The sequence below is a fragment of the Opitutia bacterium ISCC 52 genome, assembly GCA_014529675.2.
Taxonomy (GTDB): Bacteria; Verrucomicrobiota; Verrucomicrobiia; order Opitutales; family UBA2995; genus UBA2995.
Window position 1 is genome coordinate 2066342 of record CP076040.1, and the last position, 25672, is coordinate 2092013.

The following is a 25672-nucleotide window of genomic DNA, read 5'->3' on the forward strand; positions in this document are numbered from 1 at the left end:
GTTTCCTCGAGCAGATACAGGTAGAGCAATCCGAAAAAAATCCTCGATTCACTTGCGACCAAGTGCCTAAATCAATTGCTTAAAGACAACCCAATTTGTCCTTATGAATATCTATAAAGTCTTACCGGACCTGACGAACGAGCGGCAGATGCGCCTTTGGTATCAAGGTCTTCGCAAGCAATGGTCTGCTGAAGATATCAACTGGAAGAAGGCTCTGCCCAATATATCGAAATCTTGCTTGGATGATTTGGCCAAAGTTTTAACTCCAGTCCTTACGGGCGAGCAGTCTGCTCTATATAGTGTAAGCGGTTTAATCCCGGTCCTGGGGCACCGCAGCGAAGTTGAAGGTCAGTTTTATTTAACAACCTGGGCTGTAGACGAAGCGAGGCACACGGAGCTTTTTGCGCGTTACTATCATCGATTGGATCGAGAGCCTTTGTCTATTCGCCGATTTCCTGCCGGTTATTTATTTCAAAGCCGTATCATTTCCAAAGAACCCGCAGAATGGTTAACCGGGGTTTTGGTCAGCGAGACGGTAGCCCAAACAGTGAGCCACGAATTTAAGGAGGCAGACATAGATCCTGTTCTTAGCGAAATCTGCGACGGAATACTCGAAGACGAAGCGCGTCACCTGGGTTTCAATCACGTTTATATGTGTGATCACTTCAAGGAACTGCACGAAACAAAAGGCGAAGAAGAAGCCGAAACCTTTGCTGCGCACCTGGAAGAGCGTCGGAAGTATGTGCTCGAAGGAGTCGAACCCATACTGGATGCCTTGAAAGATGAACTGACCTCCATCGGTCTCGATCGTGAACGTATTATGAACACGGTTAGCAACGTGACTAAGCGGCGATTGGAGAAATCAATTGTGGCAAGCCGTAAGGCTACGGAAGGGGTTAAAATAAAGGACGAAGATTTAATTGTTCCAGTTGGCAAGTGAGTGATTCAAATGGTGATTCGCGTCCTCTATCTATCATCAAGGGAGAGGAGTCTACGATTTTGCAGGATTACGCCGGTGTTACGCTGATTGATCTGTTTAAATCAAGTGCTGAGAAACACGCTGACAAAGGCATCGGCATATATGACCGGAAAGGAATAAATGTCGATAGGCGCCTTTATCCCCAGGTCATGGCAAGTATTCAAAAAGCTGCAGGTTGCTTGTCCGCTCGAGGTGTAAAAACAGGTGATCGTGTCTTGGTCTCTTTGCCAACAAGCTGGGAACTATTAGAGATCTGGTTAGGCTGTGTCTACCTCGGAGCATTGCCAGCAGCGATCGCACCGCCCATTGGCGGTTTGGGTCCCAATTCAAATTTTCACGTCCGGCTGGAACGATTCAGATCAGTCATCGACGGCAGCTTTATTATTAGTAAGGAAAAACTGGTTGAGTTTATTCAAAGTAAAGGCATCGAAGCGCTTTCTTCGATCACTATATCCGCGACCGATTTGTTGGCGGAAGATGGTGAAGCTCCTGAAAACTTTCACAAACCAGACCCATCGGAGTTGGCCTTCCTTCAATTTACCAGTGGATCCACCGGAATGCCCCGGGCAGTAATGATTACTCACCAGGCTTTGGTGCACAATGTTTTCTCGCTCGATGCATGCTGTGGTAGACCGTACGCTCCCAAGTCGGAGGCCTGGAACGAAGTGCTACTATCCTGGTTGCCGTTGAATCACGACATGGGGCTGATTGGTGTATTCTTTGGCATATCAACCGGTATGGATATTGTGCTGATGAATCCGACTACGTTTCTCGCTCGACCTTTTAAATGGTTGGAAGCGGGGTCTGGAAAGAAGTTTATATCACCAGCACCCAATTTCGGATATCAGTTTTGTTTGGATCGCGTCAAAGACGGGCAACTTGAAGGGATTGATTTATCGCAGCCCAAACGTTTTTGCATCGGTTCTGAAATGGTTCGTCCCGATACGATGGCTTCATTTCTCAAGAAGCTGGAAAGCACAGGTCTGAAGGCGGAGCACTTTCTCCCTTGCTACGGCATGGCTGAATCGATTGTAGGACTGACCTTCGATCAACTAGGAAAAGGTATTCGGGTGGCTGCTCCAGATCAGGAGGAAGGTGTACAGGCGGTAGAGCCGGTAGTATGCTGTGGTACCCCTATTCCGGATACAATCGTTCGTATAGTGGATGCGGGCAATGAATCTGAAGTGCTTCCTGAGGGAAAGTTGGGAGCTGTTCAGGCAAAAGGTCCGAGTATTTTTGCGGGCTACTACAAAAACGAGGAAGCCACATCGGACGTATTGACAGACGCTTGGTTAAAGACGGGCGATCTTGGATTTATTCGTGAGGGAGAACTCTATATTGTTGGACGCGCCAAAGAAGTGCTGATTATTCGTGGTGAGAACATCATGCCACACGATATCGAATGGCAGGTGGAAGAGGTGCGTGGAAGTGGCGGCTCGGAACGAGCGGGTGCTTTTTCGATAGTCAGAGGCAGTGCTGGTGAAGAACCGGTTCTGGTGATTGAAACGTCCATTTCCAATCCGGATGATTTGAATGATCTCGAAGAAAACATCCTTAGTCGGATTGGGCGGGTAATGAGCTTGGTGTTGGCGGATCTGGTTTTTATTCGTCGTGGGCAATTGCCTAAAACCACCAGCGGAAAAATAAAACGTGGCGAGTTGAAAGAAGACTATTTACAGGGTAAAATTGAGCGTTTGAACTGAGTATTTAAAATTTTAAGATCCATGAGTACTGAAAATACTGTCTACGAGATTCTGAGCAAACTAACGGGTAAGGATCGGAGTGAGATCAACAACGACTCCGAGTTGACGGCGGGTCTGGGAATTGATTCTCCGATGGCTTTGCAGCTCCTATTTGAATTGGAAGAAGCGTTAGAGATTGAAATCTCGGACGAAGATGCCGCTGAAATGGAAACGGTGGGCGACATTCTCAAGAAGGTTGGTTCGTAGCCGTATGGCTGACAAAGCACCGCAAAAGAAGGGAAATCCGCTCAAGGCAATTTGTACGGCCTTTCTGTTGCGCTGCATCATACGTCTCATGGCGCTCACCTATCGAGTCCAGATTGCATCCGGCGAGGGAAAGGTTCAGGAGTTATTAGATTGTGATTCGCCTGTGATTTTGTGTGCCTGGCACAATCGCATCTTTTACATGGGTAGCTTTCTAGAGAAGCGATTGACCCGTCGAGGTTTTAGGCTCACTCAAATGGTCAGTTTGTCTAAAGATGGAGACGTTGGCTATTACCTCGGGAAATGGGCCAATATAAAGGTTGTCCGAGGTAGTTCTAATCGAGGAGGAAGTCGCGCACTTCGTGGCATGTTTCGAGTGCTAAAAAAGGAAAAATTCTCCATTGTTATTTTACCTGATGGCTCGCAGGGTCCTAGGTACGAAGCAAAACCGGGGGCTATTGTTCTGGCTCAATTGTCAGGAGCTCCCATCTATTTATTTTCCTTTTCTGTAGACCGTTGTTGGCGCGTGAAATCTTGGGATCGACTTATCATTCCTAAGCCATTTTCAAAAATTTCGGTTAAATTCTCTGAACCCATACATGTGCCCCGTGAATTATCGAAAGTTCAATTAGAGGAACAACGGGTTATTTTGGAAACCGCCTTGAATGAGCTGTAACCAATGACGAGGACAGAGGCTTAGCTCAGTCTTTTCTTCTGCGGTAGTTTTTTACGACATCAGCAACCAAGACATTGGATAACAGGGTGCTTTTCATCTGTTCCCTTTTAGCTGGCATGATATAGCTGAGATTGTGGTTTTCCCCTATATCATTGGCCAGATTGTAAAGCTCGGTGTGGTTGTGTTCATACCAATGAATGAGTTTAAAATTTCCTTCGCGGTAGGCTACGCAATTATAAGCCTGCCTCTCCATTTGGTGACTCGTGTAGACCCAATAGTAGGGGCGATCGAGCTTCATACTATTTCCTACTAGCTCTTGTTTTATACTGACTCCATCGATGTGTCGTTCGGGGATGAGCGGTAGGTCCAGTAGATCAAGTAGAGTAGGGAAATGATCTGTATTGTAAGTGACAAAGCCGGAGACCTGGTTTTTGGGAATTTGTTTACGCCAGCGAACAATGAGCGGAACCCGAATTCCGCCCTCAAAAAGCCAGGATTTCCCAAGGAGCTGTAGATCTGATTCAACCCGACTTGTCCCACTGTGGGGGCATTTTTGAAGGACGGAAAATAGCCGCCATGGCAGAAGCCTACGATATTGGAATCGCCCCTCATTGCCCATTGGGTCCGCTTTGCTTAGCCAGCTCCATGCAGCTGGACGCTTGCACTCCAAATTTCGTCATCCAGGAGATGTCCTTGCAGATGCAATACAACACCAATGGTGACTTGCAGGACTACATAAAAAACAAGGATGTCTTCAATGTCACCGATGGCTATCTAAGCTTACCAACGCTTCCCGGTCTGGGTGTCGACATCGTCGAAGACGCCGTCATCGAAGCAGACAAAGAAGGATTCACCTGGCATGACCGCGACTGGCGCCACGAGGATGGTTCGATCGCGGAATGGTGAGGCGCGGACCGCCGTGGTCGGTTGTCTGTTTTCAGTAATCGGTGATCAGTAGCTACTGGATAGTTTTGTCAACCTAGGGCAGGACGCGACACTTTGATGCGTTGTTGAAAGAGTGAGCAGGGTGCATAGAGCTAAGAATTCGCTCAATCAGCGGTGTATCCACCGCTGCTAAATTTTTAGCGCTAAATGAGCGTATTTAGGCGGTTAAAACACATTATCTCAAAATGCCGAGCTGGTGCTTCGCCGTCGCCCAAGGGCAATGGCGAAACACGGCAGCGTTCCCAGGGAATAAAAAAAGCCCCACCCGAATGGATGGGACTTTGTGATAAAATTGATGACGTTTAAACCAACTGATCCTGACCGGGTACTGGACGTGGTGTGATCGGGTTATCTCCGATTTCCCACTTAGCCGGAGTGAGATCCAGTTCGGATTTATTGAGTGCCCAATCGAAGCGTACTTGGCGACCGGTGTAAGCAGACATGCGTCCGATGATGGCGGTCAGTGTTGACTCGGCGATGCGTTTACCGTGGTTGAGATAGGGACCGCTGCCGCGAATACTGTCGATGAAGTCTACGTGTTCTTGCTCTTGGCCATCGATTGCTTTGCCGTCGTATTTCCAGGACTTCTTGCCGGAGATGCTTTCTCCGTCGGAACTGCCTTTCGCACCTACAATATTTTGTCCTACGCGAGAAGTGGATCCTGGAATCTGGCTGGCCATGGCAGATACACGGGCGCCATTAGGATATTCGTAAATAATGGCGAAGTGGTCGTAGATGTTGCCGAAGTTGTGTTCGATTTCCAATCCGCCCATACCGAGGGCTGAGACAGGAGGTCCGCCATAGGCCCAGTTCATGACATCGATCTGGTGGATGGCTTGCTCAACCAAACAGTCACCGGATCCCCAACAGTGGAAATACCAGTTGCGGATTTGAAATTCCATTTCTGACCAGGATGGGCTCTGGGCGTTTTGCCCGATCTTTTGTCCCCAGTTCCAGTAGCAGTCGCCTCCACGAAGTTCACCCATCTCACCATCGTGAATACGTTTCATGGTTTCAAGGTAGCTGGGCATATGGCGGCGCTGGGTACCGGCGACTACGGTAAGGCTTTTCTTTTTTGCCAATTCAGATACGGAGATCACTTTGCGGACACCCACCGGATCAACCGCAACAGGTTTTTCCATGAAGACGTGCTTCCTGGCTTTGATCGCCGCTTCGAAGTGTATGGGGCGAAAAGCTGGTTGGGTGGCGATGACTACGACGTCGATGTCCGCTGCCAGGAGTTTTTTATAAGCATCAAATCCGGTAAACTCACGTTCTTTACTGACGTTTACTTTGTCAGTGATGGGTTCCGAGCCGCGCCAGCCTTCGACAAACTGTTTCCTGGCGTTTTGGATTTTGTCGGGAAAGAAATCTGCCAAGGCATAGAGCTCTACGTTGGGTGCAGCGCGCACACACTGAATGGCCGCGCCAGTACCACGTCCTCCACAGCCGATGACTCCGACTTTAAGTTTGTCTGAGGCTCCAACATCAGAGCCGAATAGTTGAGTTTGTGAGCCGAGAGCGGCTAGAGTAGAGGCAGCAGCTCCAGCTTTAAGGAAGTCTCTGCGAGTAGTATTTGGGGTGTTCTGTTTCATAACATGTGTATGTGGGTAAGATTAAATGCGATTCAACAACCTAACGACTACAGGACGTGAAGCAACGGATTTCAGCCAAGAAAATCAGTGGAAATTAGATTTTATTGGGTTTGAGGGCAGCGTATGCCGCACCGACTGCACCTGCCCACATGTCGAGCTTTCCAAAGATAAGTGGAACAGTATGTCCACCGGGCCGCCATTCGACCTCTTCCATGACTTTCAAAAGAGGTTGCATCAATGAGTCGCCGGCCGTGGTGATCCCTCCTGTAAGCACAACCACTTCTGGATCGAGGATGTTTATGTACGATCCAATTGCACAACCTAATGAGCGAATGGATTTTAACCAAATAACAGAAGCTTTAGAATCTCCTTGTTCATAAGCTTTCACCAAATCGCGAGTAGAGTCGAATTTCCCTTCTGAACGACTGCTCACCGTGGCGTTACCAATCATGACCTCGATGGCTCCAGGCATGTTGGCGATACTGGGCTCACCATCAATGTCCTGGCTCATGTGCCCCAGGTGGCCGGCTCGACCGATGGCGCCGTTGATGAGACGACCATTGGAGAGTATCGCTCCACCAACGCCGGTACCTAGTGTGAGTAGCACAACATCCTGTTTTCCTCCTGCGGCCCCGATCCAGGATTCGCCGAGAAGGGCGGAATGGGCGTCGTTTACGACTGGCACATGTTTCGGGCGACCCAATGCCTGCGTCCAATCAAATTTCTCGATGCCCTGGAGTTTTACTGGAAGGTAGGAGATCCACCGGTGTTGACGGTCCGCCAATCCGGGAGCACAGATGCCCACAGAATTAGCAGGTGAACCCACTTCGCTTTCCAGTTCAATGACAATCGACTTGGCGCTATCAACCCAAGAGCGGAAAGCTTCGGGATCGTCGTTGGTAGGTTTGGAACGTTGAAGGAGCATTTCTCCGTCGTCCTTAATCGCGACTGCTTTGATCGCTGTGCCTCCTATATCGATTCCAATACTCCAAGTCATAGATGTAATAGGGGGATACAAAATCTTTGAAGAATTTACTCAACCTTTTCTGAAAGCTTCTATTACCTGTCTTCTATGATTCTCGATCAATTCAAACTTACTAATCGTTCAGCGCTTATTTTTGGTGGAAACCGCGGGCTGGGCATTGAAATGGGAAAAGCACTTGCTGAGGCCGGTGCTTCTGTTGCGGTCGCAGCTCGCGATGCCGACAAAAATGCGGAGGCGGTTTCGATTATTGATTCACAAGGCGAGGGGAAGACGATCGGGATTGCCTGTGACGTACTTGAGGAAGCCCAGGTGAATTCGGCGGCGAATCAGGTGAATGAGGAATTTGGATCTGTAGATATTCTGATTAACAGTGCGGGTATTAATTTCCGGGGGTCGATTGAGGAAGTGGGCCTTGAGGATTTTCGTCGTGTGCAGGAAGTCAATGTGACTGGCACTTGGCTCGGTTGTAAAGCGGTGACGCCCTTCATGAAAAAGCAAGAGTATGGGCGTATCGTGAATATTGCTTCCATGCTTTCCGTCATTGGTATGGCAGACCGAACTCCTTATACAGCTAGTAAAGGTGCGGTATTGAATATGACCCGGGCTCTGGCTGTCGAGTTGGCGCCTCATAAGATTACCGCCAACGCTATTCTACCTGGCCCTTTTGCTACCGAGATGAATTTGCCACTACTGGAGGATCCTGAGAAATACCAGGCCTTTGTGTCCAATATTCCGCTGGGACGCTGGGGAGAACTGTCTGAGATTGGAGGTCTGGCATTGTTTCTGTCATCAAATGCCTCTTCTTATTGCACCGGCGGATCATTCACCATTGATGGTGGTTGGACGTCCTGTTAGAAGTTTACTTAATGTCAGTATTTCGGGGAGTGTTCTCCATTTGGCTTATCAAATGGGTTGTCCATAGCTGGATTATGAGATCTACTCTTTGAATGTTTCCCCTAAGAGTCTTATCGGTTTTGCTTATCTTTTCGGCTGTCCTGCTTGGGCAGGATGAGAGACCTAACGTGTTGTTTCTGGCGGTCGACGATCTGCGAACAGAGTTGGGCAGCTACGGCGCTGATCACATTATCTCTCCCCATATCGATCGATTAGCAGAAACAGGCACCAAGTTCGAACGTGCGTATTGTATGGTGCCTACCTGCGGTGCTTCTCGAGCGAGTCTCATGTCGGGGCTTCGTCCATCGCCCAATCGATTTGTTCGTTTTACGGCACGGATCGATGAGCAGACACCCGATGTTACAGCCCTTCATACCCACTTTAAAAACAACGGTTATCGCACGATCAGCCTGGGAAAGATTCTTCACTATCCGGCAGATACGCCTGAAGGGTGGAGTGAACCTGCCTGGCGACCCGATCGGAGCTTTCCTGAGAAATCTGCCCCTATCGCTGGGTGGACGGAGCCTGCGGATCTGAAAGAACGCATCGCTCAATCGAAAAACAAACGGATGCCGTTTGCCTCCTTTGATGTGGATGACGATGCCTTAGGTGATGGAAAGGTAGCCGCGGAAGCGGTGAAGCAGCTGCGTAAACTTGCACAACTGGATGCACCCTTCTTTTTGGCTGCTGGATTCTTCAAACCCCATTTACCGTTCAATGCGCCGAAAAAGTATTGGGATTTATATGACAAGACAGACATCGATTTGCCCGATAATTATCATCCGCCACAAGATGCGCCGGAGGAAGCCATCCACAATTTCGGTGAGTTGCGTTCCTACGCGAATATACCCAAGCAAGGACCCGTGTCTGACGACATGGCTCACGCTTTGATCCGTGGCTATTATGCCTGCGTGTCCTACACCGATGCTCAAGTAGGTCGAATACTGAACGAACTGGATCGATTAGGCCTCAGCGAGAACACCATCGTAGTTCTATGGGGGGATCACGGATGGAACCTGGGAGAACACACGCTCTGGTGTAAGCACTGCACCTTTGAAAATGCGATGAAGGCGCCCCTCATTATTCGCACACCACAGCAAGCAGCCAACCAAAGAGGAAATGAAACTAAAGCGTTGGCAGAGTTTATTGATATCTATCCTACACTCTGTGACCTCGCCGGCCTGAAAAAACCGTCGCATCTGGATGGGCGAAGCTTAGTGCCTGTAATCGAAAATCCGAAGGCTCCAGGCAAAGGCTTTGCAGTCGGGAGATTTCGTAATGGAGACACCATTCGGACTGACCGATGGAGATACACGGAATATACAAACGCCGAAATTGAGGACAGTGGTCCCACGCTTGCGAGGATGTTGTATGACCACAGCCAAGACCCGGAGGAGAATTTCAATCTGGTGAATCGGCCTGAATATAGAATTGTGCTCGAGGAACTTTCCAGGGATCTCAATCGTCTGAAAGGGTATTGACTTAGAAATCCAAACACTCCCTAGACAATCTCCTAATAATACTACTAAATTTTAATCAATGATGAAGTGCTTCCTTCTACTTTTCGCCCTGACAACTTCTCTTTGCGCGCAAGATCAATGGCTCGATTTCCGCGGCCCCAATCACGATGGACAGATCGCCAACAAACTTCCTACCGTCTGGAACGAAGGTAAGAACATAACCTGGAAGACTGAGCTGCATGATCATGGGATTTCTACACCGGTGATCCTGGACGATCGAGTCATTCTGACTGCTGCTACTGAAGATGGTACATCGAGTTACTTTCTTATTCTGGATTTGGAGTCGGGGGAAGTGCTGCACGACAAATTGATTTTTACGAGTGAAGATGTGGAGCCCTTAGGCGGCTTTGGAATCAATACCTACGCGACACCTTCACCTGTGAGTGATGGTAAATATGTTTATCTGCATTACGGCACTTATGGCACCGCATGTATTGATCCCCAAACGGCGGAGGTATTGTGGCTGCGGCGTGACATTAATTGCCGACATTACCGGGGACCAGCCTCCTCGCCGGTGTTGTATGGTGACTTGCTGATTCTTACGATGGACGGGATCGACCATCAGTATGTGACCGCCCTGAACAAGGACACGGGAAAAACGGTCTGGAAAACAGGCCGCACAACGGATTTTGAAGACTTACTCGATGGAGTTCCTAAGAGAGAAGGGGATTTTAGAAAGGGTTATAATACGCCGTTAGTCATCACCGTTAATGGAAAAGATCAGTTGATCAGCGTTGGAGCAAAATCTTGTTTTGCCTATAATCCCACAAACGGATTGCAGCTTTGGTCCGTCACATTCCCCAGTCACTCAGCTGCCGCACGGCCCGTGTATGATGGTGAGAAGATTTATATTTCAACAGGATACGGCAAAGCTGACCTCTTAGCGATTCGCCCCACTGGGAAAGGAGATGTGACAGAAACGCATGTAGAATGGACCTATAAGAAGAATGTCCCACGTCGTGCTTCCTTTTTAGTAATTAGAGACCGGCTGTATATGGTGGATGACGGAGGTGTAGCTACCTGCCTCAACACAGAAAACGGAGAGATGATTTGGCGTGAAGGCTTAGGCGGAAATCACTCGGCTTCACTTCTATACTCGAATGGATTGATCTATGCCTTTAATGAATTCGGCGAGGGGCGAACATTTAGGCCCTCGGACACATTTGAAGTCGTGCAGGAAAACAAGCTGGATGTGGGCATGCTTGCATCGCCTGCCGCAGTAGGAGACTCACTCATGTTGAGAACCAGAGAGTATCTATACCGGATCGACGGGTGATGATTGTTTTTGAGATTTAAGCGAAATTTTGGGCAGTTTTCTAGGCCCTATCCGTTATTTCTGAGCCCATTCTAGGGGGCTTACCCCTTGGCCTTTTTCTGAGGACCCATCAGGCTTTTATTCCACAGATCAGGATCGGTTAATTCTGGTGGAAACTAATGGAATAATCTGAAGTCTAGATACTCTTGCTTAAACAAGTCAGGGTTGACCTCGTTGTGAGGTTGGTAGACAATATTCAACTTCATTTTCTTAACTCAAAATATACAACATATGATCAAATCAAAGCTCCTCGTTTCCGCTCTTCTTTTAGTTGGGCTTACCGCATCCGCATTTGGCGCAGGACATAAATCGGGTGAAAACATGACTACGTTCCAGAAAACATTTCTGGCACACTATACGGCTGAAACCAATAAACTCGTCGATTTAGCAGAAGCCTTTACTGACGATGGCATGAGCTGGCGTCCAGCAGAGGGAATTCGTTCCGTTCGCGAAGCTATTCTTCACGTAGCAGGTGGTAACTACTTTTTTAGTGGTATGCTCGGCGCTGAACGTCCAGAAGGAATCAATCCTCGTGAATTCGAAAAAACAGTTAAGACAAAAGCTGAAGCCGTTAAAACGCTTAAGCAAAGCATCGCCTTTGTCAAAAAAGCAGTGAGAGGTCTTGATGAAGAGAGTCTCAATGAAAAAATAAAAATGTTCGGCAATGAGGTTCCACGCATGCAAGCGGTCATGACTCTTGGTGGTCATAACTATGAGCACTTGGGCCAACTGATTGGATACGCTCGTTCCTCAGGAGTAGTTCCACCTTGGAGCCAGTAACACATATCATTTTTTATAATCTTCAAAGCGGCGCTGAGAGAATCAGCGTCGCTTTTTTATTTCGGCTTGGCAGCTGCAATGGTAAAACCGCATGATCTTCAGTCATGGCTCAGGTTTACTTCTATTACTCTGCGATGAATGCGGGGAAGAGCACTTCGCTCCTTCAGTCTAGTTACAACTACAACGAACGGGGCATGGATACGCTTTTGCTAAAATCTGCTGTCGATCAACGAGCGGGAGCCAGCACTATCGCTTCACGTATCGGACTTAAGAGTGAGTGCCATGAGTTTACTTCTGAAACGGATTTATGGGAATATGTATCCCATATTCATAGCCAAAAGGAATTGGCCTGTGTGCTCGTCGATGAGTGTCAATTTTTAACGGAAACTCAAGTGCGACAGCTCTGTTCAGTAGCAGACGAACTAGGCATCCCGGTGCTCTGTTATGGTTTGCGGACTGACTTTCAAGGAAGACTCTTTGAAGGGAGTCGAGGTCTCCTCGCATTGGCTGATCGTATCCATGAATTGAAGACAATCTGTCATTGCGGACGTAAGGCGACTATGAATCTCCGCATGGGAGCAGATGGGAAAGCCGTTAAAGAAGGTGCGCAAGTCGAGATTGGAGGAAACGAACGGTACGTCGCTCTTTGTCGAAAGCATTGGATGGAAGCAATGCAGTGAAAACGGGTTTGTATTTATCCTCCCAACTGTTTCCTTTCATCTCATGATTCGTTCTACTTTCTTTTTGTTGGTCTTGTGTTGGTTGCCTATAGCCGGGTTTGCTCAAACCAAATCAGCTCAAGTATCTCCACCCTTGCGCGAGGCTTCTCCTGAGTCGGTTGGCATGTCTTCTGAACGCTTGGAGCGTATTGATGCCATGGCTAAGTCTGCGATTGAAAATAATGATGTCCCTGGTCTGGTGGCGATTGTAGCACGAAACGGGAAAATCGTATTTCATAAGGCCTACGGCGAGTCAGAGGTGGCAACAGGTCGTGGCTTGAAAACGGATGATATCTTTCGCATCGCCTCACAGACCAAAGCCATCACTGCAACTGCTGTGATGATGTTGTGGGAGGAAGGACATTTTCGTTTGGACGATCCCATTTCAAAATGGATTCCGGAATTTAAAAACCCACAAGTGTTGGATAACTATAATTACACCAAGGGCACTTATACTACGATCACTGCTAAACGTGACATTACAATTCGGCATCTGCTAACTCATTCATCGGGGATCGGTTATGGATTTATCGATGGTGATGAGCGCATGAAGTTGATATTTAAGAAGGCTGGTATTGTTGATGGCTGGACAACGGAACCTTCAACGAATGAGCAAAATATCAAGAAGCTGGCCAAACTACCTCTGCACTTTCACCCAGGTGATCAGTACAAATATGCTGAAGGATTGGATGTCTTGGCTTATTTGGTTGAGATCATTTCGGGAGTAAGCTTTGCCGAATTTCTTGAGACGCGATTATTCAACCCTATTGGAATGAAAGACACCTACTTCTATCTTCCGGAATCGAAGATTGATCGTATGGTAACCGTCCATAAACGAGAAGGCGACCAGTGGGTAAAATATACGGGCCGCCCTGAATACTATGATGCTGATTACCCTATTATAGGTGCTCGTTCGCATTTTGGAGGAGGAGGGGGACTCTCCAGCACTGCACTGGATTATGCCACCTTCTTACAAATGTATTTGAATGGCGGTGAATTGAATGGGATCCGAATTCTCAGCCGTACGACCATCGACACTATGAATGCGTTTCAAGTCGAACTGAAGGATAATGTTCACTACGGTCTCGCATTCGGTGTGGTCAATGAGAATGGTGTATCGAAAGGAGGAGAGGGTAGTGAAGGTACGTTCTCCTGGGGCGGTTATTTTAATTCAAGTTATTTCGCTGACCCTAACGAGCAGGTGCTAGGTGTAATATTGAAACAGACAAGGGGACCTACATCGGACAAGACGGGCTGGCAGTTTAAGCAGCTCGTTTTCCAAGCCATCGACGACTGATTCTGAGAACCAGACCGAATGGATTATTCACTCTAGGAAAATTAACACAGATTGGTATAACCAATAAGGCGCGCAATACTCTTAGATAGTAGGGCTCGATCGCCGTACCGAGGCGAAGCCGACATCACCCACGAGCCGTCTGATCTTGGACCTAACTAAACACTGCGCCCTCGGCGAGAACGCCCTACCTAAATTAGCGGAATCCTTTAGCAACCTTACTTTCTATAGCCCTGATTATAGCTCAGAAAAGATGTGTATAAGGCTATGGCTGCGAAGCCTGTGCTACTTTTTCATAGATGAAAACAAGGCAGCGATTATCACGATCAAACATCCCGCGATAAACCCGGCCAGGTAACCGGGGAAGCCGTCGAGAATGATCCAATTGAGCAGTCCGAATTTGGAGGCGACTAGAATGCCCAGTCCGGTGAGGCTGCTGATGGCGGCCCAGCGTGGGCCGATGCGTGGGAGGTAGATGCCAGCGATCATGGCCGGAGCAAGTTGAAGCATTCCGGCAAAGGCATTGAAAGCCAGTTCGGATACCAGTTCTGGTTTGATACTGGCTATAAATGCAAAGATGGCGATGGCCAGAGTGAACCAACGGTTCAATCTCAGTATTCCTGTTTTGGATACTTCCTTTTCTCCTCGATACCAATGTTCGCTTACGATGAATCCGATGCTTAAAAGAATAGAGTCCGCCGTAGACATCGTTGCACAAATGACGCCAACGAGTGTTAAGGCTCCGAGCATGGCGGGGACCGATGACATGACTTCGCCAATGATTTGATCGCCACTCGATAAACCGGGAAACATCGCTGCACCACCGAGACCCAGGGTTCCCGCAATTACCGTAAGCATGAGCCCCATGAAGGGGAAAATATACATCATGGCGGTCAGGTAACGCTCTTCTTTAACGATCATAAACCGTTGGGCATTGTGAGCCATGGGCGTGGCTCCTAGTGAGATGAGCAAGGCGAGCCCAATAATTGTAACTGGAGAATATAAGCCATTAGGACCAGGTAGGCTCCAGAGGGAGGGGTTCGTTGCGTCATCTACGTCGACGATGAATTGATTTATGTCGAACGCCCAGTAAAGGCCTAGAAAGACAACCACCACAGAAATGCAACCGACAATAGTCAAGCTTGCTTGGAGGACATCCGTTTTAATGATGTTAGCCAAACCACCTGATTCTGAATAGATGTAGATGATGACCAGGGCAACGGCCGCTGTTAAGACATAGGGAAGTCCCAGAGAACTTTCCAGCATGCGAGCAAAACCAGTGATTTGTGCAGCCAGGTAGGGGACCATACAAATCAATGTCACTCCAACAAACAGGAGTTCAAGTATGGGAGAGTTATAATGCTTGAGATAGAGCTGGATGGGGGAGCGAGTTTCGGGGAATTCGCGAGCCATCCTCCACATTCTTTTTCCTATGGTTCCTGCCACAACTGCCAGAATCACGTAACCCAATGAAGCAAATAGGAAATTTCCGACTCCGTGGATGTAGTAATAACCGGCAGCACCAATGAGTCCTGCCGCACTGAAATAAGTTGCCCAGAAGGTGAGAAGAGATGGAAGAAATTTTACTGACTTTCCTGCCAGGAAAAAATCTCCGAGCTCCTTTGAGGGCTCCTTGTAAGCTTTGATGGTGAGATAGAGCAACCATCCTAAATATAGGATCAGAAATATGGATGCCCAAATTTGGAAAGCGGTCATTACTCAAAAGCTAGGTCCTGATTTCACATCAATCAATATGTTCTTTCACAGATACGTTGACCTAAGTGTGGAATAGCACATGCTACAATAAGCTCATGAGTACTGAAATTTCATCATCCCCAACTTCGCTCGATTACCCACGCGAATGCAGCTTTAGCGAAAACGATTGGGGTATACTTTCTCAGATGTGGTATCCCATTGTTTTAGAGGAGCATATTGGAGACAGCCCGGTTAAAGTTAAATTGCTGGATACCGATTTGGTCATCGCCCGGCTTTCCGATGGATTTGTTGTATCGAAGGATTTATGTATTCATCGAGGCGCTCCTTTATCCAAAGGGTGGGTCAAGGATGATTGCCTTGTTTGCCCTTACCATGGCTATCGATTTGATCAGGAAGGGCAGTGTGTATTGGTCCCTAGTCACCCAGACTGGAAAATTCCGTCCAAACTCAAATTGCAAACCGTACTTCATGAAGAAAGATACGGGCTGATATGGGTGTGTCTCAGTGGTGAACCTACGAACCAAATTCCTGTATGGGAACCAGAGGAGTCAGAAAGTTCCTATAGGCGTTTTCATTTAGGACCCGAGGTCTGGGACTGTTCAGCGGGACGTCTTATTGAAAACTTTATCGACAATGCGCATTTCTCGTTTGTTCACCAAAGTAGTTTTGGACAAGAGGATAGCGCAACCATGGGAGCCGAGTATGAATTCTCTCAGAATGAATTTACGATGACAATGGAGTTCGATTACAAAGCTACGAACCCCGACGATTCACCTATCGCCAATGCGGCTCAACTCGATCGTCATATGCATCGCACGTTGTTCATGCCATTTTGCACCCGAACGGTCATCAGTTATGCTGAGGGTCGGGAGCATGTTATTCATTTTAACATCGCTCCGGTATCAGCACGCAAGGCACAGATCATTGCCGTGTTTCATCGCAACTTTGATCACGATGTTCCTGTGGAGGACTTGCTCGCCTGGGAAAAGAAGATTATATACGAAGATCGGGCTATAGTAGAATTGCAGAAGCCTGAGGAGATTCCCATGGACATAGCCGAGGAAGTGCATGCCAAGGCGGACCGAGCATCGCTGGCGTTGCGTCATTGGATGATTCGCATTGGTCTTACAGGCGAGATTACCGCTTAGACTTTAAGCTTTTGTATCCTTGCCAATGGTTGACCCAAATTCAGGACTCAAATTGAATTAAGGCGCCCAGAGAACTGAAATCCTAAAGAAGAGTTGTCGTGCATCCTCTAACTCTATCGGTCCCTCAATCTTGGAATACTGTACTTCTCCTTGATTGAAATGCTCAACCGGAGATCCTTGATACCATGGCTCCCAGTTGATCATGTCCTCGCTTATTTCTAATTGTATCGAGCGTTGAGCGAGGGATTCGTAAATGAGACTGGCTTTTTCGGAAGATATATCCAGTTGGACGAAGGGCGAAGAGCCGGCTTCATTCGGATTGGATGCTAATAGGAATTCGAAGTAATTAGAGAATTGATCGGTATCCGCATTAAATGCGGGATCACCTTCCTGGCTTGAGTCTGAACCGAAATTTTCCAATCGCCATGAACGGTAGGCCTGAGTGTTGTCCAATAATTCTATCCATTCCGTCATGCGATCTACGGCCTCTTGATCTAGCTCAGAAGATGCAAGTGGCGGCATACGAGTGAAGCCACAACATCCGCTTAAACGACTGAGGAGAATCGATGCTTCAGGATTGCCAGGCACAATGAGGCGGTTGTCAGGATTCCCTCCGTTCTTCCCAGCCAGGCCGTTAATGATTCCTGTGCTTAACAGACTTACTTCAGGTCTAGCATCCCAACTACCTAAACCTGTGCCTCCAGGTTGATGGCATGATACACAGTGCACCGCTAGATAAGAACGTATGCGTTCCGTCAAATTCACACTGTCGCTGCGTAAGTTTCGAATACGCAGCGCTAAAGGGGCTGGGTCATTGTCGGTAGGAGGGCCGAGAATGACGACCGGGTTCACATAACTGTGAATCATTTCGACCTTATGCCATTGATTGGCTCCTGATTGGCTTACCGTCAGGGTGCCTACTTCCCCCTGATTTGCCGACACCTCTACCTGAAAATAGAGTGTGGCTGCCAAAACAGCGCCACCAATCAAGCGGACGGTAAGGTTTATAAAAGGATAAAAAACCGGAAGTAAGCGTTAGCGTTAAAGGAAGCCTGCAGTCAGTGTCAAGACGAGGGAGTTTTCTCCGATATGCCATCCCATGAATTTCCTTGAAGTTTTTTTTAATAATGTGAAGATGGATGTTCTGGTAAGCGCGCTTCTGATGATGTTGCCCAATGAATAAAAACTACCCTAGAGCTAAGAATAAGTACAACTCACACCTGCCATATTACGCTGGTTTGAATCGACGTCAATTTCTGCACCGCGTCGGGGGAGGTATCGGATCAGTCGCTTTGGCTCATATGCTGGGACAGCAGAAACTATTGTCTGCTAGTTCTTTCAATGCTAACCCGCTAGCCCAGCGCTCCCCACATTTTGAGCCTAAGGTAAAACGGGTCATTTATCTCTTTATGCATGGTGGGCCTAGTCATGTGGACCTTTTTGATCCGAAACCAGATCTCATCAAATATGCAGGCCAAGCTCTGCCTGAGAGTTTTGGTTCAGTCATGACTCGACGGAAAGTGGCACATAATCCGCTACTTCCGCCAGTAAGGCCTTTTCGACCTAGAGGAGAGTCTGGGATTGAGATCAGTGATTTTCTGCCACACATGTCCACTGTCGCAGATGACTTATGCGTGATGCGTAGTTGCCATGGTGACAGTGTGAATCATCCGCAATCGGTTTACCAGATGAACACGGGATCCATTCTTATGGGAAAACCAAGCTTAGGTAGCTGGGTATCTTATGGGTTGGGTTCAGAGAATCAGGATATGCCCGCTTTCGTAGTGATGCCTGATCCTGAAGGTGGATTGAAGGGTGGTCCGCCAGCCTGGGGAAGTGGGTTTCTTCCTGCTTCCTACCAAGGGACAACCATGCGTCCGGGGGCTAATCCGATCTTAAACCTGAAACCGCCAAAGGAGGTTTCAAGCGGCCAACAGCAATCGACCTTAAGCCTTATTCACGACCTAAACCAAAAGCATCTCGAAGAGCGTGATTTTGATGACTCATTGGCGGCGCGTGTCCGTTCCTACGAATTGGCCTACCGCATGCAAACTGCCGCACCAGATATGATCGATATTTCAAAGGAGTCAAAAGCGACTCTCAAACTCTATGGGGTAGGAGAGGAACCGACTAATGAATTTGGCACACGCTGCATTTTGGCGAGGAGGATGATCGAACGGGGGGTACGTTTCGTTCAGTTGTATTCCGGAGGTACTCTAGGATGGGATGCGCATAAGAACGTTGAGGAGAATCATACTGAATACTGCGCTCGTACTGACAAACCCGTGGCTGGACTTATTCAAGACCTTAAATTGCGTGGATTGCTTCACGATACATTAGTGATTTGGGGAGGGGAGTTCGGACGTATGCCCATGAGTGAGCAGGGCACGGGGAGAGATCATAATCCCTGGGGATATTCCGTCGTTTTTGCCGGAGGTGGTGTGAAGGGTGGTATGACTTATGGGTCAACGGATCCGGTAGGTCTTCGTGCTGAAGAAAACAAAATCCACGTGCATGATTTGCACGCGACAATCCTTCATTTAATGGGACTGGATCATGAGCGATTAACCTATTTTCACAATGGACGTGAAGAGCGCCTGACGGATGTATCCGGAAACGTGGTCACTGATATACTGTCCTGATGAAGATCGCGGCACTAACTCATTTGTTTAAGATTTATTGCGTAGGCTCAATTCTCGCTTCCGGATTGTTTGCCACTACCAATTACGAGCTGGTTGAACCCGAAATTACAGAAAAAGATCTTGAACATTGGTCGTTTCAAGCTGTGACGGATATTCAACCCCCAAGCGTTGAACGAGTCGATCAAGTCCGTAATCCGGTTGATCAATTTATCCTAGCGAGACTTGAACAAGAGGGCCTCGGATTGATGCCAGAGGCCAATCGCAATACTTTAATCAGACGATTGTCCTTCGATTTGAGAGGACTGCCTCCATCGGTGGAAGAAGTAGAGAAGTTCATGTCTGACACCACCACTTCTGCATACGAAAATCTCGTAGATCGTTTTTTAGCGTCCAGCGATTTTGGAGAAAGGTGGGCGCAGCATTGGTTGGATGTTGCACGCTTTGCTGAGAGCGATGGATTCGAACACGATGCGGTAAGATCCGAGGCTTGGCGTTATCGAGATTGGGTCATCCAGGCACTTAATGCTGACTTACCTTATGACGAATTTCTTCGACTTCAAATAGCAGGGGACGAGTTGTATCCAGAAAGTGACGATGCAGCTATTGCTACCGGTTTTTTAGTGGCTGGAGCAGATATGCCAGATATTAATTTAATGGAGGAGCGACGTCATACGGTATTGAACGAAATGACGACTACGACCGGGCTGACATTCATGGGATTAACGATGGGATGTGCTCAATGCCACGATCATAAGTCGGATCCGATCAGTCAGGCTGATTTCTACCGCTTACGTGCCATGTTTGCGGACATGACTATTCCTAAGAAATCTAAACAATTAAGCCCACGATTCATCCCATTGAAGGATGACATTCCTCAAGACCATTTGATGATAAGAGGCGATTTCCGTTATAAGGGTCCCGTTGTTGATGCCGCATTCCTGCGAGTGGTTAATCAAGACGGTGAATCCGTTCCTAAAGTACCCAGCGAATCCTCGAAACTAGGTCGGAGGTCAGCGCTGGTTGATTGGCTGACGGATCCAAATCATCCCCTGACTAGCAGAGTTGCAGTCAATCGATTTTGGCAACAGGTATTCGGGAAGCCCATTGTTGCTTCTCCCAATGATTTTGGTGTATTGGGTTATCGTCCAAGTCACCCAGAGTTGTTGGATTGGTTAGCAGCAGAATTGGTGAGACAGGATTGGAGTATTAAAGAGCTGCTCCGCATCTTATTCAATTCAGCTACTTATCGGCAGGCAAGTTTGCCGGTAAATGAGAAATGGTTAAAGGCTATGGAAGTTGATCCAGACAACCTATTGCTTTCTCGTATGAATCGCAAGCGATTGGAGGGCGAAGCCATCAGGGATTCAATGCTAGCGGTCAGTGGCAAGCTCAACCGCAAAGCCGGAGGCCCCGGAGTTCATCCGCCACTTCCATCAGAGGTGGCCATCACCTTGCTCAAAAAGCAATGGCAAGTCAGTGAGGATGTGAATGACCACTACAGGCGCAGTATTTACTTATTTGTGCGAAGAAATCTTCGTTTTCCAATGTTCGATGTATTTGATCGCCCCGATGCAAATGCCAGTTGTGGAAGGCGTAATATTTCAACCACAGCTCCCCAATCATTAACGCTGCTAAACTCTGAGTTTTCCATTGAAACTGCACGGCAGCTTGCCGGTTCCATTATCAACGAATCGAAAGGCGGGTCGGAAGAATGGGTCGATCGTTGCTACCGCCGAGTCCTTTCCAGATCACCCAGTGCTGATGAATTGAACACTGGTATCCGTTTCATCGAAAAACAGACAAAGGCTCTAAGGAGTGAAAATCGTAATGTAGAGTTATTGGGGACTCCCTTTGGGGCTCCGTCTGTTGATCCTTATATGGGAACGGCACTAACTGATTTCTGCTTAGCTATTTTCAATCTTAATGAGATGATCTACTTGGATTAGAAAAGGAGGCAGAGGTCCTTTTGCCTTCGGTTTTCGTGTTTTCCGAAGATGCGAATATGAAGAAATTTTATTCCGCAAATTTCGTCATTGTTCTGGAAACAAAAACTCCCACACTCTGGCTCAATGAGTAAATTAGCGCTCCTTTCTGTATTCGATAAAACGGGATTAGTTGAATTTGCGAAGACACTTACCACTACACACGGATATACGATTCTATCCACCGGTGGAAGTGCTCGCACCTTACGCGACGCGGGGATTCCGGTGACTGACGTTAGCGAGTATACTGGCTTTCCCGAAATGATGGAAGGTCGCGTAAAAACGCTTCACCCAAAAGTCCATGGAGGATTGCTTTGTCGTCGTGACAAACCAGATCATCTTGCAGAAGCTGAGAAGAATGGGGTCTCCATGATCGATTTAGTTGCGGTGAATTTATATCCTTTCGAACAGGTGACCGCCAATCCGGATTGTAGTTATGAGGACGCCATAGAGAATATCGATATTGGGGGTCCTTCTATGCTGAGGAGTTCTGCAAAAAATCACGCCAGCGTGACAGTGGTTTGTGAACCGGATGACTATGATCGGGTTTTAGAATCTCTGAGCTCAGAAGATGAGTCGGCCAAACTAAATCTCCGAAAGGAACTTGCTCTGAAGGTCTATCGAAGAACTTCTGAATACGACAAAACTATTTCAGACAATCTTAGTCATCAACAAGCCGAACCAGACTTAGAAGCTATCAGTGGGTATCCGAAGAACTGGGAAGTAGGTCTACCCAAGGTCGCAAACTTACGATATGGAGAGAATCCTCATCAACAAGCCGCTCTCTATGGAAACTTTTTTGATGTATATGATCAGTTGCAGGGAAAGGAGCTGAGCTATAACAACATCCTGGATATCACGGCAGCCACTTATCTGATCGGAGAGTTCGAGGAGGCTACCGTTGCTATATTGAAGCATACAAATCCTTGTGGTGTAGCGAGTGCGGACACGATTCTCGAAGCCTGGCACAAAGCATTTGAGACTGATAAACAGGCGCCCTTCGGCGGAATCATAGTCGCGAACCGAACCGTGGATGAAGAACTGGCACTGGCGATTAAAGAAATTTTCTGCGAAGTCGTGATAGCTCCAAGATTCACTGATGAAGCACTCTCGCAATTTGCGAAACGAAAGAACCTTCGTCTTATGGTGGCCAAGGATGGAGTAGGGGCTGATGCCCTACGCGAAATGCGTTCAGTCGTGGGCGGATTATTGGTGCAGGACAAAGATATGAAGAAAGCCAACCAGGCTGAGTATCGTGTTGTGAGCGAACGGCAACCAACCGAAGATGAATGGGCTTCATTACTTTTTGGCTGGCGCGTGGTAAAACACGTAAAGTCGAATGCCATTGTCTATGCTGGTGATAAACGGACGCTTGGGGTCGGGGCAGGGCAAATGGCCCGTGTCGACAGTTCACAAGTAGCCGTATGGAAATCTCAAGAAGCCGGTCTTAATCTCCAGGATTCGATTGTGGCGTCGGATGCATTTTTCCCCTTTGCAGATGGATTACTTGCTGCAGCCGACGCTGGCGCTACAGCAGCTATACAGCCTGGTGGATCAGTTCGAGATGAGGAGGTTATCGCAGCAGCCAATGAGCGAGGAATGGCCATGGTATTTACCGGAGTCCGGCACTTTCGGCATTAGTTGCAGTCTTAGACTACAATCCTCAATCTATTCCATTATCCTATGATACGCATTATTTTTAGATCCCCGGTTTCGGTGTTTGTCCTATTGATGGTCGCTCTAGGCGGATGCTATACGGTACCAGAAACAGGAAGAACTTCTCTCAATTTCATTTCTACGGGGAACGAGCTGCAACTTGGCATCTCAGAGTTTGAAAGAATGAAATATGAAACTCCTATTTCTTCAGACCCGAAGATGGTAGGAAGGCTTCAACGTGTAGGACAAAGGATTGCAGAAGCGGTTGGGAATGATTTGCCGAGTGCTCAATGGGAATTTGTGCTCTTCGATGATCCTAACATGATCAATGCTTTTGCCCTTCCAGGTGGAAAGGTCGGAGTATACACTGGCATCTTAGATATCACCTCCACAGATGACGAACTGGCAACGATCATTGGTCATGAAATTGCGCACGTCACGGCTCGGCATGGTTCTGAACGCATGTCGCAGGGGATCGCGGCCGCCATCGGTGGCGTTATTTTACACCAAGCCATGGAGGACGACGAAAATAGAAATGAATGGACGGCAGCCTACGGAGCAGCTTCTGCTTACGCACTGGCTATTCCGTTTTCTCAAGGCCATGAACTCGAAGCCGATCATATCGGAGTCATCTATGCTGCCAAAGCTGGTTATAACCCAGAAGCTGCCATTGAATTTTGGATGAAAATGAGTTTGGTCAAAGATGGCAAAGAACCTTCTCCGTTTTTCTCAACACATCCGTCCGACTATAAGAGAATTGATAAGCTGGAAGCGCTCATGCCCAAAGTGAAACCTATCTACGAGCAAAGTAAATTACGCTATCGATGATTCTTGATCCCCTGACTGTACTCCAAGACTTAGTCCGCTTCCCAAGCGTCTCAGCTGATTCTGCCTTCAAACAAGGCTTGGCTGAAACGCGGGATTATTTGGAAAGTAATCTCCAAGCCATCGGTTTTGATGTGCAAGTCATTTCAACCCCCGGCCAACCGATCATTCTTGGCGAACGCCTCGTAGATGAAGACGCTCCTAAAGTTGTTATTTATGGGCATTATGATGTGCAGCCACCCGATCCTTTAGATTTGTGGAAGTCTGAACCTTTTGAGCCTGAAATCCGTGATGGTCGAATTTATGGTCGAGGTGCGGCGGACAATAAAGGACCGCTCTCAGTTTACCTGGGTGCTGTCTCAGAACTTTTGGCTGAAAATCCGAATATTGCCCTCAATATTGTTTTTATCCTTGAGGGAGAAGAAGAGATTGGAAGTCCGAGTTTCGTGCCGGTCTTGGAAGCATACGCTGAGAGAATAAAGGGAGATTTTGTATTCGCGTGTGATACTGGAAGCTTGAAACCAGATCAGTTGACGGTGACCACAGGCTTAAGAGGCATTTCTTGTATCCAGGTAAATCTGGAAGGTGCCAGTCAGGATTTACATTCAGGCCTATTTGGAGGGGCTATACTAAATCCAATTCATGCTCTAACTGATATTTGCCACTCTCTTCATAATGAAGATGGCACCATCAATGTTCCTGGCTTTTATGATTCCATCGATGATACAGAGCAGTGGGAGAGAGATGAGCTGAACCGTGCAGGAGAAGACTTGGACGCACTGAAGCGTTTTCTTGGAGTTGATGATTTTTTTCCTCCTCCGGGATTAAATGCTTCCGAAGCACCCAGACTCGCCCCGACTCTAGAATTTAACGGCATTGGTGGAGGCTACCAAGGTGAGGGTTCAAAGACTGTAATCCCGAGCAAGGCATTTGCAAAAATAAGTTGTCGTTTGGTCGCAAACCAGAACGCCGATCGAATTCAGAAGCTTCTAATCGAGACGATCAAAGACCGTTGTCCTCCTCAAATGAAACTTTCATTCGAGATTGGGCATAACGGAAATCCATACCTCGTGGTTCCGCCAGGCAAAACGAATACTCCAACGGATCAGAATCCAGCTCTTGCTAAAGCATTTCTTGCCAACGAAAAGCACGGAGAGGCGCTTTTCGGTAAGCGTCCTGTCTACTTGAGAGAGGGTGGCAGCATTCCGATCATCGGAGACATTAAGCGTATTCTTGATATGGACACCCTGTTAGTTGGCTTGTATCTGCCCGAGGATGCCATGCATGCGCCGAATGAAAGCTTCGACTTGTCCATGATGAGTAGAGGGAAAGAGCTCATCAAGAAAATCCTGTTGGATCTGAACTAGCATTAAGTAGACAGTGCTTCAGGGAGAAACTTCCCAATAAGAGTCCACTCATAAGAAAAGCCTACTACGAAGAGCAGGCTTTTGGGTAAAATGCTGATTGGTGCGCTTAGGGGATTAAAATAATGTCTCCGCGGCGGTCTAATTGTCTTCCAGCATCATCTGCGCCTTCGTTGGCATCCAGATCTCCCTTGGAGAGGACATCTATGCTAGAAGGGGAGACCCCTAATTCCACGAGGTAACTTTTAACAGAGTTTGCTCTGCGATCACCCAGTGCTAAATTGTAGTCTGTGGTACCTTTCCAGTCGCAATGACCTTCAATCAAGACCCTCTGGCCTGAATTTTGAAGTAGGTATTTGGCCGTTTCATTCAAAATAGCACGCTCTGACTCGCGAACATAAGAACGATCGTAGTCAAAATATACAGAAGCGTAAGCGGGTCCATTCACGCCAGATACATCTGACGTGCGAGATTGAAGATTTTCATCCCCGTATTCAAAGTCGCCTAGATTACCAGAACCGGCATTGTCTACATTCGATGCAACTCCTCCTCCATCACTTCCTGGGCCTGTCCCCATACCCATGCGGGTCATTTCGGGCGTTGGACGTCCAGCGTTTTGACAACCTGCCCAGAATAGGGCAAAGGCTGAAAGGCAAATAATGGCGGTGATTTTTTTCATCCTGTAAACTTC

At 47.7% G+C, this 25672-nt stretch carries 23 protein-coding genes; 17 read left to right on the plus strand and 6 right to left on the minus strand.

All coding sequences use genetic code 11. From position 1 onward, the window contains the following. Window positions 1-103 precede the first annotated feature (103 nt). The 4 genes from GA003_08810 to GA003_08825 are packed head-to-tail and all read left to right on the plus strand — an operon-like array spanning window position 104 to window position 3601. Window positions 104-940, plus strand: a complete 837-nt coding sequence (locus GA003_08810; protein ID QXD30044.1) for a diiron oxygenase — start codon at window positions 104-106, stop codon at window positions 938-940. Then, the gene (locus tag GA003_08815) at window positions 937-2682 is read left to right on the plus strand and encodes an AMP-binding protein (GenBank protein ID QXD30045.1); all 1746 of its coding nucleotides are present in this window, start codon (window positions 937-939) and stop codon (window positions 2680-2682) included. The genes GA003_08810 and GA003_08815 overlap by 4 nt, the downstream gene beginning before the upstream one ends. Window positions 2683-2703: 21 nt before the next feature. After that, on the plus strand, window positions 2704-2928 hold the full coding sequence (locus GA003_08820) for an acyl carrier protein (protein QXD30046.1): 225 nt from the start codon (window positions 2704-2706) through the stop codon (window positions 2926-2928). Between the two features lie 4 nt (window positions 2929-2932). Then, window positions 2933-3601, plus strand: a complete 669-nt coding sequence (locus GA003_08825; GenBank protein ID QXD30047.1) for a lysophospholipid acyltransferase family protein — start codon at window positions 2933-2935, stop codon at window positions 3599-3601. A 25-nt stretch (window positions 3602-3626) separates the two neighbouring features. Here the strand turns inward: GA003_08825 and GA003_08830 are convergent, their stop codons facing one another. Continuing rightward, on the minus strand, window positions 3627-4220 hold the full coding sequence (locus GA003_08830; protein ID QXD30048.1) for a DUF4976 domain-containing protein: 594 nt from the start codon (window positions 4218-4220) through the stop codon (window positions 3627-3629). Between GA003_08830 and GA003_08835 the strand changes: the two genes are divergently transcribed. Further along, complete coding sequence (locus GA003_08835) at window positions 4178-4507, plus strand: hypothetical protein (GenBank protein ID QXD30499.1); 330 nt, start codon at window positions 4178-4180, stop codon at window positions 4505-4507. The genes GA003_08830 and GA003_08835 overlap by 43 nt on opposite strands. A gap of 341 nt (window positions 4508-4848) precedes the next feature. On the opposite strand, the gene GA003_08840 is transcribed toward GA003_08835, so the two are convergent. Both GA003_08840 and GA003_08845 read right to left on the minus strand, forming a co-directional pair. After that, window positions 4849-6141: a Gfo/Idh/MocA family oxidoreductase gene (locus GA003_08840; protein ID QXD30383.1), complete on the minus strand. Its 1293-nt coding sequence runs from the start codon at window positions 6139-6141 to the stop codon at window positions 4849-4851. Between the two features lie 94 nt (window positions 6142-6235). Further along, on the minus strand, window positions 6236-7138 hold the full coding sequence (locus GA003_08845; GenBank protein QXD30049.1) for an ROK family protein: 903 nt from the start codon (window positions 7136-7138) through the stop codon (window positions 6236-6238). A gap of 75 nt (window positions 7139-7213) precedes the next feature. Here GA003_08845 and GA003_08850 point away from each other — a divergent pair, with 75 nt between their 5' ends. From GA003_08850 to GA003_08875, 6 genes are all read left to right on the plus strand, one after another. Beyond that, window positions 7214-7981, plus strand: coding sequence for a glucose 1-dehydrogenase (locus tag GA003_08850; protein QXD30050.1), 768 nt, complete (start codon window positions 7214-7216; stop codon window positions 7979-7981). A gap of 92 nt (window positions 7982-8073) precedes the next feature. Beyond that, on the plus strand, window positions 8074-9501 hold the full coding sequence (locus GA003_08855; GenBank protein QXD30051.1) for a sulfatase: 1428 nt from the start codon (window positions 8074-8076) through the stop codon (window positions 9499-9501). A 58-nt stretch (window positions 9502-9559) separates the two neighbouring features. Beyond that, window positions 9560-10816 (plus strand): PQQ-binding-like beta-propeller repeat protein, encoded by a 1257-nt coding sequence (locus tag GA003_08860; protein QXD30052.1) that lies wholly within the window; start codon window positions 9560-9562, stop codon window positions 10814-10816. A gap of 270 nt (window positions 10817-11086) precedes the next feature. Beyond that, window positions 11087-11635 carry a DinB family protein gene (locus GA003_08865; protein ID QXD30053.1) on the plus strand — a complete coding sequence of 183 codons (549 nt, stop codon included), beginning with the start codon at window positions 11087-11089 and terminating at the stop codon, window positions 11633-11635. A gap of 104 nt (window positions 11636-11739) precedes the next feature. Continuing rightward, complete coding sequence (locus GA003_08870; protein QXD30054.1) at window positions 11740-12315, plus strand: thymidine kinase; 576 nt, start codon at window positions 11740-11742, stop codon at window positions 12313-12315. A 43-nt stretch (window positions 12316-12358) separates the two neighbouring features. Continuing rightward, window positions 12359-13651 (plus strand): beta-lactamase family protein, encoded by a 1293-nt coding sequence (locus GA003_08875; GenBank protein ID QXD30055.1) that lies wholly within the window; start codon window positions 12359-12361, stop codon window positions 13649-13651. 282 nt (window positions 13652-13933) lie between these two features. Here GA003_08875 and GA003_08880 read toward each other — a convergent pair whose 3' ends face one another. Continuing rightward, on the minus strand, window positions 13934-15364 hold the full coding sequence (locus GA003_08880) for a sodium:solute symporter family protein (GenBank protein ID QXD30056.1): 1431 nt from the start codon (window positions 15362-15364) through the stop codon (window positions 13934-13936). A gap of 95 nt (window positions 15365-15459) precedes the next feature. On the opposite strand from GA003_08880, the gene GA003_08885 reads away from it, so the two are divergent. Then, a complete protein-coding gene (locus GA003_08885; GenBank protein ID QXD30057.1) occupies window positions 15460-16512 on the plus strand; it encodes an aromatic ring-hydroxylating dioxygenase subunit alpha in 1053 nt (350 codons plus the stop codon). A gap of 57 nt (window positions 16513-16569) precedes the next feature. On the opposite strand, the gene GA003_08890 is transcribed toward GA003_08885, so the two are convergent. Continuing rightward, window positions 16570-17484, minus strand: coding sequence for a hypothetical protein (locus tag GA003_08890; protein QXD30058.1), 915 nt, complete (start codon window positions 17482-17484; stop codon window positions 16570-16572). Between the two features lie 203 nt (window positions 17485-17687). Here GA003_08890 and GA003_08895 point away from each other — a divergent pair, with 203 nt between their 5' ends. The 5 genes from GA003_08895 to GA003_08915 all read left to right on the plus strand — a co-directional run bounded on the left by GA003_08895 (window position 17688) and on the right by GA003_08915 (window position 24984). Beyond that, window positions 17688-19154 (plus strand): DUF1501 domain-containing protein, encoded by a 1467-nt coding sequence (locus GA003_08895; protein ID QXD30059.1) that lies wholly within the window; start codon window positions 17688-17690, stop codon window positions 19152-19154. Then, window positions 19154-21100 carry a DUF1549 and DUF1553 domain-containing protein gene (locus GA003_08900; GenBank protein QXD30060.1) on the plus strand — a complete coding sequence of 649 codons (1947 nt, stop codon included), beginning with the start codon at window positions 19154-19156 and terminating at the stop codon, window positions 21098-21100. The genes GA003_08895 and GA003_08900 overlap by 1 nt, the downstream gene beginning before the upstream one ends. A 123-nt stretch (window positions 21101-21223) precedes the next feature. Continuing rightward, entirely contained in the window at window positions 21224-22777 is a 1554-nt protein-coding gene (gene purH / locus GA003_08905; GenBank protein ID QXD30061.1) for a bifunctional phosphoribosylaminoimidazolecarboxamide formyltransferase/IMP cyclohydrolase, read from the plus strand. 90 nt (window positions 22778-22867) lie between these two features. After that, entirely contained in the window at window positions 22868-23620 is a 753-nt protein-coding gene (locus GA003_08910) for a M48 family metallopeptidase (protein QXD30384.1), read from the plus strand. Further along, a complete protein-coding gene (locus tag GA003_08915) occupies window positions 23617-24984 on the plus strand; it encodes a M20/M25/M40 family metallo-hydrolase (GenBank protein ID QXD30062.1) in 1368 nt (455 codons plus the stop codon). The genes GA003_08910 and GA003_08915 overlap by 4 nt, the downstream gene beginning before the upstream one ends. Before the next feature lie 106 nt (window positions 24985-25090). Here GA003_08915 and GA003_08920 read toward each other — a convergent pair whose 3' ends face one another. Beyond that, entirely contained in the window at window positions 25091-25660 is a 570-nt protein-coding gene (locus GA003_08920; GenBank protein ID QXD30063.1) for an OmpA family protein, read from the minus strand. Window positions 25661-25672 lie beyond the last annotated feature (12 nt).